Here is an 18,572-nt window from a genome sequence, read left to right as displayed (position 1 = left end):
GTCCGACTCGAAGGAACTGGTCGCCACGTAGTACCAGTCGTCCACCCGGACGATGGACGGGTCTGGTGCGAAGCCGCGGATGACGGGATTGTGCAGCAGCGTCACTTCAGCGCCCCCAGCGTGACGCCGGTCCGCCAGTAGCGGCGCATCGCGATCATCATGATCGCCATCGGGACGATGGAGAGCAGCGCGCCGGTCAGGACCAGGCTGGTGAGGTCGACGCCGGATTCCAGGCGTTTGCCGGACCAGTTGTACAGGCCCAGGTTGAGGGTCCAGTTCTCCTCGCCGCGCAGGACGGTGAGGGGGAGGAAGAAGGCGTTCCAGGTGTTGACGAACGCGAGCAGGAACACCGTGGCGCCGCCGGTCGTCATCATGCGCAGCACGATGCTGAAGAAGATCCGCAGCTCGCCCGCGCCGTCGATGCGGGCCGCCTCCAGCAGTTCGAAGGGGATCGTCGATTCCGTGTAGACCTTGGCCAAGTAGACGCTGAAGGGGTTGATCAGGCAGGGGATCAGCATCGCCCAGGGGGTGTCGACCAGACCTATCTCCGAGAACATCAGGTAGAGCGGGAGCGTCAGCAGGGCGATCGGGATCAGGAACGAGCCCACCACGCAGGCGAAGACCAGCCGGCGGCCGGGGAAGTCGAAGCGGGCCAGGCCGTAGCCGGTGGCGAGGGCGATGAGGGTGCCGCCCAGGGAGCCGACGCCCGCGTACAACAGCGAGTTGGCCGTCCAGCGCAGGAAGATGCCGTCGTCGTATGTGAAGAGCTGACGCAGGTTGTCCCACAGGTGCATGCCGGAGAACCACAGGCCGTTGCTCTGGTACAGCCCCGTGCGGTCCTTGGTCGCTGCGACGATCAGCCACCAAACCGGGAACAGGCTGTAGACGCTCGCCAGGACCAGGCCGATGAGGAGGAAGCGCTGCCCGCCCCGTGAACGGGCAGCGCGGTCAGGGCGGCCCAGGCGGCCCAGGCGGCGCACCGGGCGCGTGGGGGGCTTTTCCGTACGGTCCTCGGTGAGCACCATCAGTCGGCCTCCCTCGAAGTCAGCCGGTAGAAGAGGAAGGACGCGACGCCGAGGATGAGCGCGAGGAGCACCGACAGGGCCGCGGCGTAGTGGTAGTCGCCCGCGTTGAACGCCTGGTTGTAGATGATCATGATCGGGGTGAAGCTGTCGTTCACCGTCTGCGGTGTGATGTTGCGGAAGAGGGCCGGCTCGTTGAAGATCTGCAGCATCTGGATGATCGAGAGCATGCCCGTCAGCACGAGCGCGCCGCGCACGTGCGGGATCTTGATGCTGAGGGCGATCCGGCGTTCGGAGGCGCCGTCGAGGCGCGCGGCCTCGAAGAGTTCGCGGGGCACCGCCTGCAGGGCGGCGTAGATGATCACCATGTTGTAGCCGATGCCGTGCCAGGTGAGCAGGTTGCCGATGGACGGCCAGACCATGGACGGCGCGAAGAAGTTCCAGTCGAGACCGAACGCCTCGCCCAGCGGGGTCAGCGGGCCGACCTCGGGGCTGTAGAGGTTGATCCAGACGATCGCGGCGACCACACCCGGGATCATGTACGGGACCAGCAGCAGGATCCGGAAGCCGCCGGCCGCGCGCGCGGTGAGCGCGTCCAGGAGCAGCGCCAGGACCAGGCTGATCAGCAGCATCACCGGGATCTGCACACAGGCGAACAGCACCACGCGCAGCACCGAACCCATGAACGCGGAGTCGGTCAGGCCCTGCTGGTAGTTGTCGAGGCCGGAGAACGTCTCCGTGGAGCCGCCGAGGCCCAGGCCCGAGCTCTGCTCGGTGAACAGGGACTGGTGGACGGCGTACCCGATCGGGAGCAGGTAGAGGAAGACGAAGCCGAGCTGGAAGGGCACCGTGAAGGCGGCGCCCTTCCAGCGCAGTGAGCGAATCATTGGTGAGTGCCTAGCTCTTGACGCTGATACCGCGGGACTTCAGGTCGTTGACGGTCCACTCCTGCATGTGCGCCAGGAGGTCCGTGACCTTCTGTTCCTTGTTGATGACCCTGGCCCAGCCGGCCTGCAACTCCGTGAACATGGCCGTCCAGTTGGGGCCGAAGGTCCAGTCCGTGGTGACGGTGCCGAGGCTGTCGGTCACAACCTTCTGCGCGGGCTCGTAGTGCTCGCCGAGCAGCTTCTCGGAGATCGACTCGGCGACGTACGCGTGGCTGTCGGCGAGGGCCGGCATCACGCCGTTGCCGGTCTCCGGGCTCGCCATCGTCTTCACCGCGTCCGCATCGGTCGACATCCACAGCGCCGCCTCGGCGGCCTGCTCCTGGTGCTCGCACTGCTCGGTCACCAGGGTCACGCTGCCGGTGAGGTTGGTGCCGGCCGGCGTCTTGGGTGCCTCGCCGGTGAAGGTCGGCCAGGGGGCGAGCGCCCAGTCGCCGAAGGACTCGGTGAAGTTCTGCACCATGCCGGCCATCTGCCAGGTGGAGATCTGCCGCGTCGCGGTGCCGCCCTTGTCGTAGTTGCGCTGCACGGCGGCGTAGTCGGCGAAGGACAGCTTGGAGTTGAGGTCGTTGTCGATGATCTCCTGGATCACCTCGGCGGCCTTGAGGGTGCCCTCGTCCTGGAAGTTCACCTTCCAGGAGTCGCCGTCGACGGCGTACCAGTGGGCGCCGGCCTGCATGGCGAGCACCTCCAGTGTGCTGGGGTCCTCACCGGCGTAGTTGGTGATCTTGATGTTGTGCTTCTTCAGCTCCTTGCCCGCGGCGATGAAGTCGTCCCAGGTGGCCGGGGGTTCGATGCCGTACTTCTGGAAGATGTCGGCACGGTAGATCGTGAAGTTGGGCGAGGAGCTGGTCGGGACGCCGTAGAGCTTGCCCTGCACCTGGGCGCCGGCCCACGAACCGGCGTTGAACCTGTCCTTCTCGCCCTCGACGTACTGGGTGATGTCGGCGAGCGCGCCCTGAGCGACCCAGCTCGTCACGTACTCGGCGGTGTTCTGCACCAGGCAGGGGGCGTTGCCCGCCTTGACCGCGTTGGTCAGCTGCTTCTGCATGGTCAACTGGTCGGTGACCTTCGTGTACTTGAGCTGGACGTCCTCGTGCGAGGCGTTGAACGCCTTGACGACCGCCTCCTGGCCGTTCGCCCAGCCCCAGAAGGGCAGGGTCACCGGGCCGGAACCCGAGGAGTCTCCGGAGTCGGAGCCGGAGTCGGAGCCGCCGCAGGCGGCGAGCAGACCGGTGAGCGCGACACCCGCGACTGCGGCGCGGGCGAACCTTCTCCGGGGGCTGGTGAAGTTCATCGGACCGTGTTCCTTCGGAAAGTAGGCGTCTCGCAGCGGGGGACGCGGCGGCTCGGTACTGGCCGGCAGCGGCGGTCTGAAAAACCGTCGGCTCGATGGGCGGGGCGGCCAGGCGGAAGTGATAGAAACCGGTTGCTGGGAAGGTAGGCCGCGACTCGCGTCTCTAGCAAGAGGTGTGCGGCAGTTTGTTGGAAGAGTTGTAGAAAACGTTTACGGAACAGGCTCCGCCATCGTCGGCCGACTACCCGCGCCGCCGAGGCGGCCGCACCGACTGCCGTACGACGACATGGGTGCCCAACACCAGATGCTCCCCGTCGGCCCCCTTGCGCCGCCCCGCGCCGCCCTCGCGCCGGTCGGCCACGGCGCGCAGAGCGACCCGGCCCATCTCCTCGTACGGCACGTGCACGGTGGTCAGTTGAGGGGTGAGCTGGGACGCCAGCGGGATGTCGTCGTAGCCGACGATCGACACGTCCTCCGGCACGCGCAGCCCGGCCGCGCGCAGGGCCTGCATGGCGCCCGCGGCGATCACGTCGGTGCCGGCGAGCACGGCGGTGAAGTCCAGCTTCTCGCGCAGGGCCGTCTCCACGGCTTCGTAGCCGTGCTCGTAGTCGTACGGACCGTGCCGCACCATGCCCGGCTCGAAGGGCACGCCGTACGCCTCGAAGGCACGCCGGGCACCCCGCAACCGGCCCTGTGCCGTGGTCAGTTCGGCGTGACCCGGCAGCACCAGGATGTCCCGGTGACCGGCCGACAGCAGGTGGCCGGCCATCGCGTAGGCGCCGGACTCGTTGTCGTAGTCGACGGTCGTCGCCGGGACGTCGCCCTCCAGCGGCGGCCGGCCGACCAGGACGAGGTGGGAGCCGGCCGCGTCCAGCGAGCGGGCGAAGCGGGCCATGCGCAACTGGTACTCGTCGTAGTCGTAGGCGCCGCCGAGCAGGACGACGGCGGCCACGCCCTGTTGGCGCATGAGGTTCACCAGGGCCAGCTCCCGCTCCGGGTCGTCGCCCGTCGTGCCGACCAGCGAGAGCCAGCCGCGCAGCGTGGCCGCGCCCTCGACGCCCTTGGCCACGTGGGCGAAGGCGGCGCCGGTGATGTTGTTGATGAGGATCGCGACCGTCGGGGTGCCGCCACCGGCCAGGGAGCGGGCGTGGGCGTTGGTGACGTAGTCCAGGTCCCGGACGACCTTCATCACCCGGCGGCGCAGGTCGTCGGAGACCGGGTAGTTGCCGGACAGTACGCGTGACACGCTCGCCACGGAGACGCCCGCGCGTTCCGCCACGTCCCGGATCGTCGCCCGGCCGGCGTCGCCCGGTGCCTTGCGCTGACTCACCGTTGCGGCTCCTTCACCGTTGTGGCCCGGTCACCGGGGCGGGCGCGCTCGCTGCCGGTGCGGAAACCGTATCCCATCGTTCCTCCAGGTAGGACGCCTGTGGACAGCGCTGTATCGGTGGCCGTCAGGCGACCCGGGGCAGGTCCGCGTGGCGCACCTCGTGGGCGAGGGGACGACCCGCGGCCAGGCGTTCCAGCTCCTCCACGACGATGCCGCCGAGGCGCTGCAGTTCGTTGCCGAGCGAGCCCGCGATGTGCGGGGTGAGGAAGACGTTGGGGAGTCTGTACAGCGGGGACCCGGCGGGCAGCGGCTCGGGTTCGGTGACGTCGAGAATCGCGCTGAGGCGGCCGGAGAGCAACTCGTCGGTGAGGGCGTCGTGGTCGACGAGTGCGCCCCGCGAGGTGTTGATGAGGACGCCGCCGTCGCGGATCAGGGCGAGGCGTTCGCGGTCCAGCATGCGGTGGGTCTCGGGATGTCGGGGGCGTGCAGGCTGACGATGTCGCTGCCGCTCAGCAACTCCTCCAGCGACACGGACCGGGCGCCGAGCGCGGCGGCCTCCACGGCGTTCACGTAGGGGTCGTGGAGCAGGACCTCGAAGTCGTAGGGGCGCAGCAGTTCGAGGAGTCTGCGGCCCACCCGCGAGGCGCCGATGACGCCGACGCGGCGGCCGCAGTTGCCGATGGCGGCGGTCTCGGCGGGGGCCGGGTGGGCGTGCGTGGCCCGGAATCGCTCGCGCTGCCCGAAGGCGTCCTTGCCGGCCAGCAGGATCATCGCGAGCGTGTACTCCGCGACCGGCAGCGCGTTGCCGGTGACCGCGCTGGAGACGGCGACGCCGCCCTTCCACAGGGCCTCGCCGACCAGCGAGCGGACGGAGCCGGCGGCGTGCAGGACCGCGCGCAGGCCGGGTGCCGCGGCGAGGGTGCCCTCGTCGAGGTGGGGACAGCCCCAGCCGGTGATCAGCACGTCGGCGCGGGCCAGCCGCGCCGCGGCGCCGGGGGCGGCGAAGTCCCGTACGACGAAGGTGGGGTCGATCTCGGCCGTCTGTCGCAGCCGGGCCACCAGGGGCTCGGGGAAGAGCAGCGGGAGATGCACCGGGTCCATGGCGAACACGGCCCGGGGCAGCGGGGCGCTGGGCATGACTCTCCTGAAGGCGAGAGGGTCGGAAACATTTTCTGAAACCGCCTTCTACCGTAGATCCGCCGGTGACGGAGGGTCAATCGGCGAAACGGGGTGGAAGGTCCGCAAGATTTCGCCCGCTGTGCGGGAGGTGGCCGACCTGTCGCGGGGTGGCCGCCCGGTTCCGCGTCGCCGCTGCGGCCCCTGAACAACGCTGGTCAGTGGCGGTTTGAGGCCCACTGCCGAGTCTCATGGGACCTGTCGTCGGCATCTCGCGGAGCTTTCGAAAGTGTGCGAGGAGTCTTGACGCGCCTTCCGGACGGGCCGAAGCTCTGGCCACTCGGTCATAGCAACCGGTTGCTACATGTTTTCCCGTGCCGCTCCTGTCCAGCGAGGAACCTCTCCATGACTGACACGCAAGGCACCGGCCTGTCCCGGCGCACCCTCATCCAGGCCGCGGGCGCCACCGCCGCCGCGTACTCACTGATCGGCGCGACCGCCGGCACGGTGAGAGCCGAGGACGGAGTGGAGGCCGCCGACCGGTTGGTGATCCACCCCGTCCCCGGCGCACTGCCGGTCAACACCACCTACCTCGTCAAGGCCCGTACCCCCGGCGGCCAGTGGAAGCCGGTGCCGGTCCTGCGCGCCGGGACGAAGACCATCAACGAGAAGACCGGCTCCGGCATCATCCGGTACACCTCGGTCGCGAGCCTCGACTTCACCGGCACCGTCGAGGTGCAGGTCACCTGGTCCAAGGGCACCATCCCCGCCGCGCGGATCCGCCCGCTGTCGTACGACATCGCGCACGAGGTGAGCGGCGACACCATCACCTTCAGCCTCACCGAGCCGCGCAACCTCTCCATCGAGATCGACGGCGACCTCTACGGCAACCTGCACCTGCACGCCAACCCGATCGAGAGGCGGCGGCCGGAGGAGGGCGACCCCGACGTCATCCACTTCGGCCCGGGTCTGCACACCCCCTCGGGCGGCGTGGTGAAGGTGCCCAGCGGAATGACCGTGTACCTGGCCGGAGGCGCGGTGCTCAAGGCCCGGGTGGAGTTCGTGGGCGTCGAGAACGCCCGCCTGCTCGGTCGGGGCATCATCTGGGACTCGGACGCCGCCACCCTGGTCGCGTTCTCCAGGAACATCGAGATCGACGGCATCCTCGTCCTCAACCCGAAGACCGGCTACTCCTGCACCATCGGCCAGTCCCAGCAGGTCACCGTCCGCAGCCTGCACTCCTACAGCAACGGCCAATGGGGCGACGGCATCGACGTGTTCAGCAGCGAGGACGTGCTGATCGAGGGCGTCTTCATGCGCAACAGCGACGACTGCATCGCCATCTACGCGCACCGCTGGGACTACTACGGCGACTGCCGCAACGTCGTCGTCCGCGACTCCACCCTGTGGGCCGACGTCGCGCACCCGGTGAACATGGGCACGCACGGCAACCCAGAGCAGCCCGAGACCATCGAGAACATCGTCTTCAGCAACATCGACGTCCTCCAGCACCGTGAGCCGCAGGTCCTCTACCAGGGCTGCTTCGCCCTGAACCCCGGAGACAGCAACCTCATCCGGAACGTGCGCATCCAGGACGTCCGGGTGGAGGACTTCACCTGGGGCCAGCTGTTCAACATGCGGGTCATGGCCAACCGGTACAACGCCACGCCCGGCCGGGGCATCCAGGACGTCTACGTCCGGAACCTGACCTACGACGGCCGCAACGCCATCATGCCGATCGTCGTCGGCTACGACGCCGACCGCCCCATCAAGAACCTCACCTTCCAGAACCTGCAGATCAACGGCACGGTCATCCACGACAAGATGCGCAAGCCCGGCTGGTACCTGACCCCGGACATGGTCCCGATGTTCGTCAACGAGCACGTGAAGGACCTCCGCTTCCTGGACGCCACCGCGCCGGCCGCCACGGTGGCCCCCGAGATCACCAGCGTGGACGAGGTGACGGCCACCAAGAAGCGGCTCTTCCACCACCTCGTCACCGCGACCGCGCTGCCGACGTCGTTCGGCGCCGAAGGGCTGCCGGAGGGACTGGCGATCGACGAGAAGACCGGCCTGATCTCCGGAACCCCGAAGAAACGCGGCACCCACACGGTCACCGTCTCGGCCACCAACAGCGTGGGCACGGCGACCAAGACCCTCAAGCTCACCGTGCAAAACCCGTAAGCCAGGAGTGACCCGTGGATTCCCTCAGCCGACGGACGCTCCTCGGCACGGCGGGACTCGCGGCCGTGGCCGGGGGTGGACTGCTGTCCACCTCCGCCGCGCCCGCGTGGGCCCACGCCGCCGAAGCCGCGTTCGCCTTCACGCATCCCGGCCTGCTGCACTCCCGGGCGGACCTGGCCCGGATGAAGTCGGCGGTGGCGCAAGGACGCGACCCGATCGCCTCCGGATTCGCCGCGCTGGCCGCCGACTTCCGTTCCCAGCACACCTACGCCGTCCGCAACACCGGACAGATCACCACCTGGGGCCGCGGCCCCACCGACTCCACCAGCCAGGCCGTCACCGACGCGGCCGCCGCCTACCACAACGCCCTCATGTGGGCGGTCACCGGCGACGTACGGCACGCCGACAAGGCCCGCGACATCCTCGACGCCTGGGCTGCCTCCCTCACCGGCATCACCGGCGCCGACGGGCAGCTCGGCGCCGGAATCCAGGGCTTCAAGCTCGTCAACGCCGCCGAGATCCTCCGGCACAGCGGCTACGACGGCTGGCCGGAGCAGTCGGTGCGGCGCTGCGAACGCTCCTTCACCGACGTCTGGTACCCGGCCCTGTCGGGCTACTGTCTGTACGCCAACGGCAACTGGGACGTCGCCGCGCTGCGCACGATCCTCGCCATCGCCGTGTTCTGCGACAACCGGGTGATGTTCGAGGACGCCCTGCGGTTCGCCGCCGCCGGGTCCGGCAACGGCTCGGTGCTGCACCGCGTCGTCACCGCCGAGGGCCAGGGCCAGGAGTCCGGCCGCGACCAGGCCCACGAACAGCTCGCCGTCGGTCTGCTGGCGGACGCGGCCGAAGTCGCCTGGCAGCAGGGCGTGGACCTGTACGGCTTCGCGGACAGCCGGATCCTCGCCAACTTCGAGTACTTCGCCCGCTACAACCTGGGCGACGACTCCGTACCGTTCACGCCCGATCTCGACCGCACCGGCAAGTACCTCAAGACGACCGTCTCCGACCGGCAGCGCGGAGTGTTCCGTCCGCTGTGGGAGATGGCGTACGCGCACTACGCGGGACGCCTCGGCAAACCCGCCCCCTACACCGAGAAGGTCATCTTCCGGGGCTCGGACGGAGCACGCGTGGTGGAGGGCTACCAGGAGGACCATCCGGGCTGGGGCACGCTCACCTACGCCGGGACGGAGACCGCCTCGCCCGCCGCGCCGACGGCACCCGCCGGGATCACCGCGACCGGCGACCACCACGCCGTCACCGTGTCCTGGCTGCCGTCCGCGTGGGCGGCCGCCTACACGGTCCGGCGGGCGACCGGTCCGGACGGCCCGTACCGGCGGCTCGCGTCCGGGATCGAGGCGGTACGGTTCAGCGACCACGACGTCCGCCCCGGCCGGACGTACTACTACACCGTCACCGCGGACAACTCCCTCGGCGCCGGCGCGGCTTCCGCCTGGGTCGCCGCCACCGCCGGTCTCCCCGAGCCCTGGTCGACCCGGGACGTGGGACACGTGAGGATCCCGGGGTCCGCCTCCTTCGACGGCGAGCGCTTCGTGCTGACGGCGAGCGGCACCGCCGACACCTACCGGCTGGCGCACCTGCCGCTGCACGGCGACGGCGTCGTCACCGCGCGGATCGTGTTCCCGCTCAGCTCGCAGTACTCCAAGATCGGCGTCACCGTCCGCGACTCCCTCGACCCGGACGCCGCGCACGCCTCGATGGTGATCCAGGGGTTGCCGCTGCACACCTGGAGCGGCGTCTGGACCGTCCGTCCCTCGGCCGGGGCGGACGTCTCGGCCACCGGCAGCACGCCCGTGCCGCCCTCCCAGCAGCAGGCGATCACCAGTGCGGCCGCGTTCCCGATCTCCGACCTCGGCTCGCTCCCCGAGTCGGCGACCCCCCTCCAGGCGCCGTACGTCGAGGGCGCGGGCGACGGCTACCGGCTGCGGGCGCCGTACTGGGTGCGCGTGGAGCGCAAGGGCCGACGCTGCACCGGCTCCCTCTCCCCGGACGGCGTCCGGTGGACCGAAGTCGGCTACACCGACGTCGAGTTGGGGCGTACGGCGCACGCGGGCCTGCTGCTCACCTCCTGCCTGGGCGTCGACGCCGAGTACGCCGGGACCGGCACCGGTGCCTTCGACAACGTCAGCGTGGTCACGTCCCGGGGCGCCGACTGGGTCAGCGCGCGTCCCCCGCACACCGCCACCGACCTGCGGGCGGCCACCGGCGCCGACGCCGTCGAACTGAGCTGGACCGACCCCGACCTCTCGGCCACCTACGCCGTACTGCGGGCCACGGACGCGGCGGGCCCGTACCGGACGATCGCGAACGGTGTCGCCCCGGTCGGCTTCGGCACCCGCATCCGATACACGGACCCCACCGGCAGACCCGGCACGACCTATCACTACACCGTCACCAGGACCAACACCGCCGGACGCGGCCCCCGTTCGGCTCCCGCGCACGCCAGGATGCCGACCCCTGCGAAGCCGGAGTTCGTCTCCCCGGACACCGCGTTCGCCAACCGAGGCGTCACGTTCCGCCACCTGCTGCGGGCCTCACCGACGGCGTTCCGGTTCGCCGCACGCGGCCTGCCCCACGGCCTGCGCCTCGACCCGCGTACCGGCCTCGTCTCCGGAACGCCCACCGAGGAAGGAGAGTTCACGGTCACGACCACCGCCACCAACGCGGCGGGCACCGCGACCGCCACCCTCACACTCACCGTCGGCACCCCGCCACCCGCCCCGTGGTCGTACGGCGACCTCGGCGACGTGGTGCCGGACGAGCGCGAACTCGGCACCTACGGCGTGGTCCACGTCCGCACACCCGGCAGCACCGCCTACGAGGACGGGACCTTCGTCGTGCGGGGCGCCGGGACCGATCTGACCGTCAACAACCAGGCCATGACCGGCCAGTTCGTACGGCGGCCCGTCACCGGCGACTGCGAGGTCACCGCCCGGCTGCTCTCCCGTACCGGCGCGAGCGCCGACCGGGTGGGTGTGCTCATGGCCAAGTCCCTGTCGCCGTTCGACCAGGCGGCCGGGGCCGTCGTCACCGCCGGGAGCGGCGCGCAGCTCATGCTGCGCCCCACCGTGGCCGGCCGGTCGGTCTTCACGGGCAACGCGCCCGTCTCCCTGCCCTGCCTCCTGCGACTGAGGCGCACCGGGACCGCCTTCGCCGCGTACACCTCCACCGATGACGGCGTCAGCTGGACCCCCCTCGCCGAGGGAGAGATCCCCGGCTTCGGCGACGCCCCCTACTACGTGGGCCTCGTGGTCTGCTCCCGCAGCCCGCTGGTCCGCAGCACCACCGAGTTCGACGAGGTGAGCATCACCGCCATGTAGAGCGACCCTTGGATTGGAGCCGCACGCAATGAGCCGCACTTCCCCCCACCAGCACCTCCGTGACAGAGCGCTGAGCCGCCGCGGTCTGCTGAAGACCGCCGGTGGCCTCACCGCCGCCCTCGCGCTCGGCGCCACCGCCACCACCGCGGACGCCGCCCCCGCCACCTGGACCCACCCCGGCATGCTGCACAACTGGGGTGACATCAACCGCGCCCGGGTCCGCGTGGCCGCCGGCAACGACCCCTGGCTGTCCGGCTGGAACCGGCTGGTCGCCAACTCCCACTCCCAGTCGACCTGGACACCCAACCCGCAGGCGACCGTCATCCGCGGCGGGACCGGCCAGAACTACGGCATCCTCTACAACGACATCGCCGCCGCCTACCAGAACGCGCTGCGCTGGCACGTCGGCGGCACCGAGGCCAACGCGGCCTGCGCCGCGCGCATCCTCAACGCGTGGGCCACGACCCTGACGACCGTGACCGGCAACGCCGACCGGTTCCTCGCGGCCGGCCTCTACGGCTGGCAGTTCGCGAACGCGGCCGAGCTCATGCGGGACTACGACGCCTTCGACCTGGCCGCCTTCCAGGAGATGATGGCGAGGGTCTTCTACCCGCTCAACAACCAGTTCCTGGTGGGCCACAACGACGCCTGCATCACCAACTACTGGGCCAACTGGGACCTGTGCAACATGGCCTCCGTCCTGGCCATCGGGATCCTCAACGAGGACGCCGCCAAGTACGACCAGGCGGTGACCTACTTCAAGTCCGGCGCCGGCAACGGCTCCCTCGCGCACGCCGTCCCGTTCCTGCACACCGACGCCGACGGCTACGCCCTGGGCCAGTGGCAGGAGTCCGGACGCGACCAGGGGCACACCGTCATGGGCATGGGCCAGATGGGCGCGATCTGCGAGATGGCCTGGAACCAGGGCGAGGACCTCTACTCCTACGACGGACGGCGCTTCATGAAGGCCGCCCAGTACGTCGCCAAGTACAACCTCGGCCATGACGTGCCGTTCACCACCTACAGCTGGGGCACCGGCCAGAACTGTGCGTACCGGGAGCACACGGCCGTCTCCGCCGCCTCACGCGGCCAGGTCCGCCCGGTGTGGGCCATGCTCCACTACCACTACAACCGGCGCCTGTACCTCGACGACCGGTACATCTCCCAGATGTGCTTCTCGGTCGCCCCCGAGGGCGGCGGCGGGGACTACGGATCGACCAGCGGAGGCTATGACCAGCTCGGCTTCGGCACGCTGATGTACGCCAAATAGGCGCTGAACCGGCTCGTGCACCGGAATACCTCCGAGCGATGTGATGCTCTGAGGTGAACGGTGCACGAGCACGGCGAAGGGCTGGTGGGCGGATGACCGAAGCAGACCTGACGGGCCCCGTGGCCAGGACGCCGTACGGGCGCGTGCGAGGCCGTTACGAGAACGGCGTGGCGGTCTTTCGCGGCATCCCGTACGCGGCGCCCCCGTTCGGTCCGAACCGGTTTCGGCCGCCTGTGCCGCCCGAGCCCTGGGACGGCGTCAGGGACGCGGTCGCCTTCGGGCCGACGCCGCCCAAACCGCCGTACTCGGAGGCGTTCGCCCAGTACCTTTCCGACCCGGTCGTGCCCGGGGACGACTGCCTCAACCTGAACGTGTGGACCCCGCAGCCCGGCCCCGGTGCCCGGCTGCCGGTCCTGGTGTGGCTGCACGGCGGGGCCCTGACCAGGGGCTCGTCGTGTGTGCCCGTGTACGACGGACACTCCTTCGCCCGTGACGGGATCGTCCTCGTCTCCCTCAACTACCGGCTCGGAGTGGAGGGCTACGGACTGTTTCCGGACGCTCCCGCCAACCCCGGCCTGCGCGACCAGCTCGCCGCCCTGCGCTGGGTGCACGAGTCGATCGAGGCCTTCGGCGGCGACCCCGACCGGGTGACCCTCGCGGGACAGTCGGCCGGGGCGATCAGCATCGGCGCCCTGATCGCCGCCCCGCAGGCCCAGGGACTGTTCCGGCGTGCGGTCCTGCAGAGCGGGCCGCCCGAGGCGGCCGAGCGCACCAACGTACGGCGGATGGTGCGCCGGATGGCGAACCGGCTGAAGGTGCCCGCGACCGCCGAGGCCTTCGCCGCCGTCGACCGCGACCTGCTGCTGCGTACCCAGGCCGAGATGGGCCGGCGCAGCAGCCCGGCGCTGGGCGGGCCCGCCTTCGGGATCGTCGTCGACGGTGACGTCGTCCCCCGCGATCCCATGGAGGCGCTGGCCGAGGGGGAGGTCGCGTCCGGCGTCGACCTGCTCATGGGCTGGACCCGCGACGAATACCGGCTGTGGCTCGTGCCCGGCGGCCTGCTGGAGCGCGTCGACCGGCTCGGCCCCATGGCCCTGGCCGGCGCCATGGCCCGCTGCCACTGCGGCCACGAGGTGCCACGCGGCTACCGCGCCCTGCACCCCGAGGCCGGCACCGCCGAGATCGTCGGCCAGATGGTCACCGACCACCTGCTGCGCATCCCACTGCACCGGCTGGCCGACGCCCGCCCCGGATCGTCGTACGTCTACGAGTTCGCCTGGCCGTCGCTGCGGCCCGGGCTCGGCGCCTGCCACGCCCTGGAGCTCGGCTTCGTCTTCGACACCGGCGAGGTACCCGAGTCGGCCAGACTGGCGGGCTGGGGTGCGCCGGTGGAGCTGGCCGACGCGATGCACGCGGCGTGGGTGAGGTTCGCGGTCGACGGCGACCCGGGCTGGCAGGCCTGGGACACCTCGCACCCCGTGCGGATCTTCGGCGAGAGCGAGCCGGCGGAGCCGGGGGAGCGGGGGGCGACGAGGGAGCCGTACACCGCGTACGGGCCGCGCGACCGAGAGCTCGCACTGTGGACGGCCGATCTCGTCGACCGGGACGCGGCGTCCGCCTCGGCCGACGGCGGTTCGCGCACCCGCGGCGCGGACACGCGGTCGGTCATACGCCTCCTGCGCCGCCCCGGAGGCAGCGTCCGTCGCCCCTGACGTCGGTAGCCGTACCGGCCCGCCTCTCCCCGGCCTCTGACAACCGCCGGATCATCCCGCCAGCGTCCGCGCGATGGACGTGATCGCCTCCGGCCCGACCCGGCAGCAGCCGCCGATCAGCCGGGCGCCGGAGTCACGCCAGCCCTCGACCTGCTCCGGCGTGAAGGTGGAGTGGCCCGTCCAGGCGCGGGCCTCGGCGTCCCAGGTCTCGCCGCTGTTGGGGTAGATCACCACCGGCTTGCCCGTCACCCGGGCCGCGACCGCGACGGCCCTGTCGACATCCTTGGGCGCACAGCAGTTCACGCCCACCGCGATCACCTCGTCCACGTCGGCGGCCAGGGCGAAGGCCTCCTCCAGTGGCTGCCCGGCCCGGGTGCGATCGCCGGCCACGGTGTACGACAGCCAGGCCGGCACGCCGAGTCCGCGCACCGCCCGCAGCAGGGCCGCCGCCTCGTCGGCGTCCGGAACCGTCTCCAGCGCCAGCACATCGGGCCGGGCCGCGGCGAGGGCCTCCATCCGGGGGCGGTGGAAGCGTTCCAGCTCGTTCACCGTCAGCCCGTATCGGCCCCGGTACTCCGAGCCGTCCGCGAGCATCGCCCCGTAGGGGCCGACCGAGGCCGCCACCCACAACGGACGGGCGATCCCCTTCGCCGCCGCCCGCGCCGCCGCCTCACGCGCCAACTCCACGCTGAGGCACAGGAGTTCGGCCGCCCGTTCCCGGCTGATCCCGCGCTTCGCGAAGCCCTCGAACGTGGCCTGGTAGCTGGAGGTGATCGCCACGCTCGCACCCGCCGTGAAGTACGCGAGGTGCGCCTCGGCGATCGCCTCGGGCCGCTCGGCGAGCAGTCGCGCCGACCAGAGCTCGTCACTGAGGTCGTGCCCGGCCGACTCGAGCTGGTTGGACATGCCGCCGTCGAGCACGACCGTCCCGGCGGCGAGGGCTTCGGCGAGGCCGGTCGGGGTTTCGGGGGTGTTGCTGGTCATGTCACGACGGTAGTCGACGAAGGGTGCCCTAGCGGTGCGCCGCATGCCGCCCCCCGCCCCTCCGCCGGCCGCCCCCGGTGCGTCGGGCCGCGGGTACCACCAGGCCGCCCAGCAGGCCGAGGCTCAGGACATACGGCCACCAGCCCCACCCGGAGTCCCCGGCGGTGCTCGCGCTGCGCGTGCCGACCGCCGCCGCGCCGGTCGCCCCTGCCCGGGACGGGGAAGCCGTCGGGCTCTGTGCGGTGGCGGTGAGGGCGACGTCGTTGCCGTCGCCGGCGCGGTAGCTGATGCGGTACACGGTGTCGGCCAGTTTCAGCGTCGTACCCTCACGCAGACCGGAGAAGGCGCCCTTCGTCCCGCCGCGCCCCGCGTTGTCGACGATCGTGATCCGGCGAGCCGAGGACGTGCCTGCCGCTGAGAGATCCACCTCTCCGGCCAGGCGAACCGGGCCGCCGGTCACCCTCAACGGCTTCCCCTCAACCACCAGTCGGCCCCGCGCACGCTGCTCATAGCCCCCGGTCACCGTCAGACCGCCCGTCACCACACCGTCGTTCGTCACCGCGCCCCGCACCGTGCCCTTGCCGGTGAGAGTGGTCGCCACGCGCAGGCCGGCCGTACCCGCGTCCAGTCGGGCGCCCGCCGAGGTGAGCCGAATCGCCTTGCTGCGCACCAGGGTGGCCCCGGACCTCAGCGCCAGCGTGCCCTTCTCGACCGTCGTGGTGCCGGTGTACGTCACTCCGCTCCCGGTCAGGGTCGTCGTCGCCGCGCCCGACTGCACGAAAGCCCCGGAGCCGCTGAGCCGGGACAGCGAGATGGGCGTCGACGCGTTCCGCACCACGAGCGTGCCGTCGTTCACGACCCGGCACAGGTCGCCGTCCATCCACAGCGAGCCGTCGCCCTGCGCCGAGCCCAGCCGCAGCACCGCGCCCTTCTCGACGGTGGTCGAGCCGTCGTAGTACTGCCGTGCCGCGAAGGTCACGTCGTTCCCGCGCGTCCCCGCGATCACGATGTCCCCGGCGCCGGGCGCGGACAGCGTGTCGTGGAAGCGGCCGCCGCCGATGGGGGCGCCCAGCGTCACGGGGCCGTTGTAGTCGAAGGTGAGCTGGGAGCGGGAGCGGGCGGCGAGCAGGTTGATGTAGACGGTCTGGGCGGTCCCCGGCATGAAGATCCGGCTCGTCGTCCCGTCGCCCCACTGGACGTTCGCGCCCTTGATGTTGGTGCCGCGCTTGTTGACGTTCTTGCGCGCGGGTGTCCAGTTCAGCGCGGGGTCGCTGAGTGAGGGGTCGGTGTCGCCACCCTGGTCCGACCAGCTGTACTGCCCGGTGAGGACGACCTTGCTTCCCGGCCGGGACTGGACGTTGATGTCGCTGCCGTACTCGCGCTGGTAGAAGTCCATGCCCATGGTGACCGTCCGGCCCAGCGGGGTGTCCACCGTCCAGGTGCCCTGGTTGAGCACCTTGCGGACGTTCGGGAGGGACGTCGCGTACTCGGGCCGGCCGGCGTTCAGTTGCGTGCCGTTGTCGATGACGCCGGAGAAAGGGTGGGTGCCCGACAGGTCCCAGGTGCCCCACAGGAACCTCGGCTGCGTGATCAGACCGGAGCCGCTGATCGTGCCCAGGTTGTAGGCGCTCCTCAGGGACAGCCGGAGGGTGCCGTCGACCCGGATGTTGTCCTGGTTCAGCCGGAACGCGGGCGTGCCGTACGGGAAGTGGCCGATCAGGCCCGTCGTACCGCCGTTGCCGTACTGGAGTGTCGCGCCGCGCTCGACGGTGATCGCCGGCGGGTCGGGGTCGGCCACCGTGACGTACGGGTGGTTGCCGCCCGGGATGCTCACCTTCTGCCGCTGCCGGGACTGCGGAAGCGTGAAGTCGCTGTCCTTGGTGAGGATCAGCGTCCCGCTGCCGCGCACGGTGAGCGTGCCCTCGCCACGGAAGACGCCGTCGTACGTGGTGGTCCCGGACGGCACGGTGACGACCGTGTCGCCGGTGAGGGTCACGTCGTGGCCCGCGAGCACGTCGGCGGTGACGTCCCGGGGGCCGGCGGCCGTGGCCGGGGGAGCGGTGACCAGGGCGGCGACGGCCGCGAGGGCGCCGACGGCCGCTGCTGTTCTGTGGGTTTGGCTGCGCACGTGTGGGGAGACGGCCCGGACGCCGGGCCGATAACAGAAAATCGCCGCCTGAGTTTGTCCCGTCGGAACCGTTGACCTCCTCGTAACTCACCTCTACCTTTTCGGCGTTCGGAATGACAGATGCCGTACGAAATATCGAACCGACTCCGTCGAGCATACGAGAGGCAGTCCGCATGAGCCGCGCCGACGACCTGCCCACCCCCAACCGCCGACTCGTACTGAAGGGCGCCGCCCTCGCGGCGGGCGCCCTGGCCGCCGCCCCCACCGCGGCCGCGGCTGCTGCGAAGGCGGCCGGGCCGTACACGAACCCGCTGGTCCTCAACCGCGCCGACCCGCACATCACCCGTCACACGGACGGCTACTACTACTTCACCGCCACCGCCCCCGAGTACGACCGCATCATCCTGCGCCGCTCCCGCACCCTGAACGGACTCGCCACCGCCGCCGAGTCCGTCATCTGGCGCGCGCACCCGACCGGTGACATGGGCGCCCACATCTGGGCTCCGGAAATGCACCGGATCAACGGCAGGTGGTACATCTACTTCGCCGCCGCCCCCGCCGAGGACGTGTGGAAGATCCGCATCTGGGTCCTGGAGAACTCCCACTCCAACCCCTTGCGCGGAACGTGGGTGGAGAAGGGCCAGATCAGGACGGCCTGGGAGACCTTCTCCCTCGACGCCACGACGTTCACCCACCGTGGCACCCGCTACCTGGCCTGGGCCCAGCATGAGCCCGGCATGGACAACAACACCGCCGTGTGGCTGTCGAAGATGGCGAACCCGTGGACCCTGACGGGCCCTCAGGTCAGGCTCTCCACCCCCGAGTACGACTGGGAGCGCATCGGCTTCAAGGTGAACGAGGGGCCGTACGTCCTCCAGCGCAACGGCCGCGTCTTCATGACGTACTCGGCCAGCGCCACCGACCACAACTACTGCGTCGGCCTGCTCACCGCGCCCGCGTCCGCCGACCTCATGAACCCCGCCAACTGGTCCAAGTCCCCGACGCCGGTCTTCACCAGCAACGACACCACCCAGCAGTACGGCCCCGGCCACAACTGCTTCACGGTCGCCGAGGACGGCCGTACCGACGTCCTCGTCTACCACGCCCGCCAGTACAAGGAGATCGACGGCGACCCGCTCAACGATCCCAACCGCCACACCCGTGTCCAGAAGCTCGGCTGGAAGCCCGACGGCACCCCCGACTTCGGCGTCCCCGTCGCCGACACCGCATCGCCGGGGGCGTGA

Annotated in this window: 11 protein-coding genes and 1 pseudogene; 5 read left to right on the top strand and 7 right to left on the bottom strand. The window is 70.7% G+C overall.

Annotation, left to right across the window (positions count from 1 at the left end; all coding sequences use genetic code 11):
• Positions 1 to 101 precede the first annotated feature (101 nt).
• From I2W78_RS07230 to I2W78_RS07210, 5 genes and pseudogenes are all read right to left on the bottom strand, one after another.
• Positions 102 to 1,025, bottom strand: coding sequence for a carbohydrate ABC transporter permease (locus tag I2W78_RS07230; RefSeq protein WP_196457949.1), 924 nt, complete (start codon positions 1,023 to 1,025; stop codon positions 102 to 104).
• Positions 1,025 to 1,909: a carbohydrate ABC transporter permease gene (locus I2W78_RS07225; protein WP_196457948.1), complete on the bottom strand. Its 885-nt coding sequence runs from the start codon at positions 1,907 to 1,909 to the stop codon at positions 1,025 to 1,027. Before I2W78_RS07225 ends, I2W78_RS07230 begins: the two co-directional genes overlap by 1 nt.
• A gap of 10 nt (positions 1,910 to 1,919) precedes the next feature.
• Complete coding sequence (locus I2W78_RS07220) at positions 1,920 to 3,263, bottom strand: ABC transporter substrate-binding protein (protein ID WP_196457947.1); 1,344 nt, start codon at positions 3,261 to 3,263, stop codon at positions 1,920 to 1,922.
• A 241-nt stretch (positions 3,264 to 3,504) separates the two neighbouring features.
• Positions 3,505 to 4,593, bottom strand: a complete 1,089-nt coding sequence (locus tag I2W78_RS07215; protein WP_196457946.1) for a LacI family DNA-binding transcriptional regulator — start codon at positions 4,591 to 4,593, stop codon at positions 3,505 to 3,507.
• 124 nt (positions 4,594 to 4,717) lie between these two features.
• Positions 4,718 to 5,730, bottom strand: a pseudogene (locus I2W78_RS07210) (hydroxyacid dehydrogenase).
• A 384-nt stretch (positions 5,731 to 6,114) separates the two neighbouring features.
• Between I2W78_RS07210 and I2W78_RS07205 the strand changes: the two are divergent.
• The 4 genes from I2W78_RS07205 to I2W78_RS07190 all read left to right on the top strand — a co-directional run bounded on the left by I2W78_RS07205 (position 6,115) and on the right by I2W78_RS07190 (position 14,216).
• Positions 6,115 to 7,893: an Ig domain-containing protein gene (locus I2W78_RS07205; protein ID WP_196457945.1), complete on the top strand. Its 1,779-nt coding sequence runs from the start codon at positions 6,115 to 6,117 to the stop codon at positions 7,891 to 7,893.
• 14 nt (positions 7,894 to 7,907) lie between these two features.
• Positions 7,908 to 11,234, top strand: a complete 3,327-nt coding sequence (locus tag I2W78_RS07200) for an alginate lyase family protein (RefSeq protein ID WP_196457944.1) — start codon at positions 7,908 to 7,910, stop codon at positions 11,232 to 11,234.
• 28 nt (positions 11,235 to 11,262) lie between these two features.
• Positions 11,263 to 12,504: an alginate lyase family protein gene (locus I2W78_RS07195; RefSeq protein ID WP_196457942.1), complete on the top strand. Its 1,242-nt coding sequence runs from the start codon at positions 11,263 to 11,265 to the stop codon at positions 12,502 to 12,504.
• A gap of 92 nt (positions 12,505 to 12,596) precedes the next feature.
• Positions 12,597 to 14,216, top strand: a complete 1,620-nt coding sequence (locus tag I2W78_RS07190) for a carboxylesterase/lipase family protein (RefSeq protein WP_196457941.1) — start codon at positions 12,597 to 12,599, stop codon at positions 14,214 to 14,216.
• A gap of 51 nt (positions 14,217 to 14,267) precedes the next feature.
• On the opposite strand, the gene mmuM is transcribed toward I2W78_RS07190, so the two are convergent.
• Positions 14,268 to 15,200 carry a homocysteine S-methyltransferase gene (gene mmuM / locus I2W78_RS07185; RefSeq protein WP_196457940.1) on the bottom strand — a complete coding sequence of 311 codons (933 nt, stop codon included), beginning with the start codon at positions 15,198 to 15,200 and terminating at the stop codon, positions 14,268 to 14,270.
• 28 nt (positions 15,201 to 15,228) lie between these two features.
• Complete coding sequence (locus tag I2W78_RS07180; protein WP_196457939.1) at positions 15,229 to 17,328, bottom strand: autotransporter; 2,100 nt, start codon at positions 17,326 to 17,328, stop codon at positions 15,229 to 15,231.
• A 173-nt stretch (positions 17,329 to 17,501) separates the two neighbouring features.
• On the opposite strand from I2W78_RS07180, the gene I2W78_RS07175 reads away from it, so the two are divergent.
• Positions 17,502 to 18,572 (top strand): glycoside hydrolase family 43 protein, encoded by a 1,071-nt coding sequence (locus I2W78_RS07175; protein ID WP_196457938.1) that lies wholly within the window; start codon positions 17,502 to 17,504, stop codon positions 18,570 to 18,572.

The organism is Streptomyces spinoverrucosus (assembly GCF_015712165.1).
In the GTDB taxonomy this organism is placed as follows: domain Bacteria; phylum Actinomycetota; class Actinomycetes; order Streptomycetales; family Streptomycetaceae; genus Streptomyces; species Streptomyces spinoverrucosus_A.
This window is presented reverse-complemented; position numbering and strand designations above follow the sequence as displayed.

Bases quoted from the DNA above. Each gene is read 5' to 3' on its own strand.
- I2W78_RS07230 (WP_196457949.1), bottom strand. From the start codon at position 1,025: ATGGTGCTCACCGAGGACCGTACGGAAAAGCCCCCCACGCGCCCGGTG.
- I2W78_RS07225 (WP_196457948.1), bottom strand. From the start codon at position 1,909: ATGATTCGCTCACTGCGCTGGAAGGGCGCCGCCTTCACGGTGCCCTTC.
- I2W78_RS07220 (WP_196457947.1), bottom strand. From the start codon at position 3,263: ATGAACTTCACCAGCCCCCGGAGAAGGTTCGCCCGCGCCGCAGTCGCG.
- I2W78_RS07205 (WP_196457945.1), top strand. From the start codon at position 6,115: ATGACTGACACGCAAGGCACCGGCCTGTCCCGGCGCACCCTCATCCAG.
- I2W78_RS07195 (WP_196457942.1), top strand. From the start codon at position 11,263: ATGAGCCGCACTTCCCCCCACCAGCACCTCCGTGACAGAGCGCTGAGC.
- I2W78_RS07190 (WP_196457941.1), top strand. From the start codon at position 12,597: ATGACCGAAGCAGACCTGACGGGCCCCGTGGCCAGGACGCCGTACGGG.
- mmuM (WP_196457940.1), bottom strand. From the start codon at position 15,200: ATGACCAGCAACACCCCCGAAACCCCGACCGGCCTCGCCGAAGCCCTC.
- I2W78_RS07175 (WP_196457938.1), top strand. From the start codon at position 17,502: ATGAGCCGCGCCGACGACCTGCCCACCCCCAACCGCCGACTCGTACTG.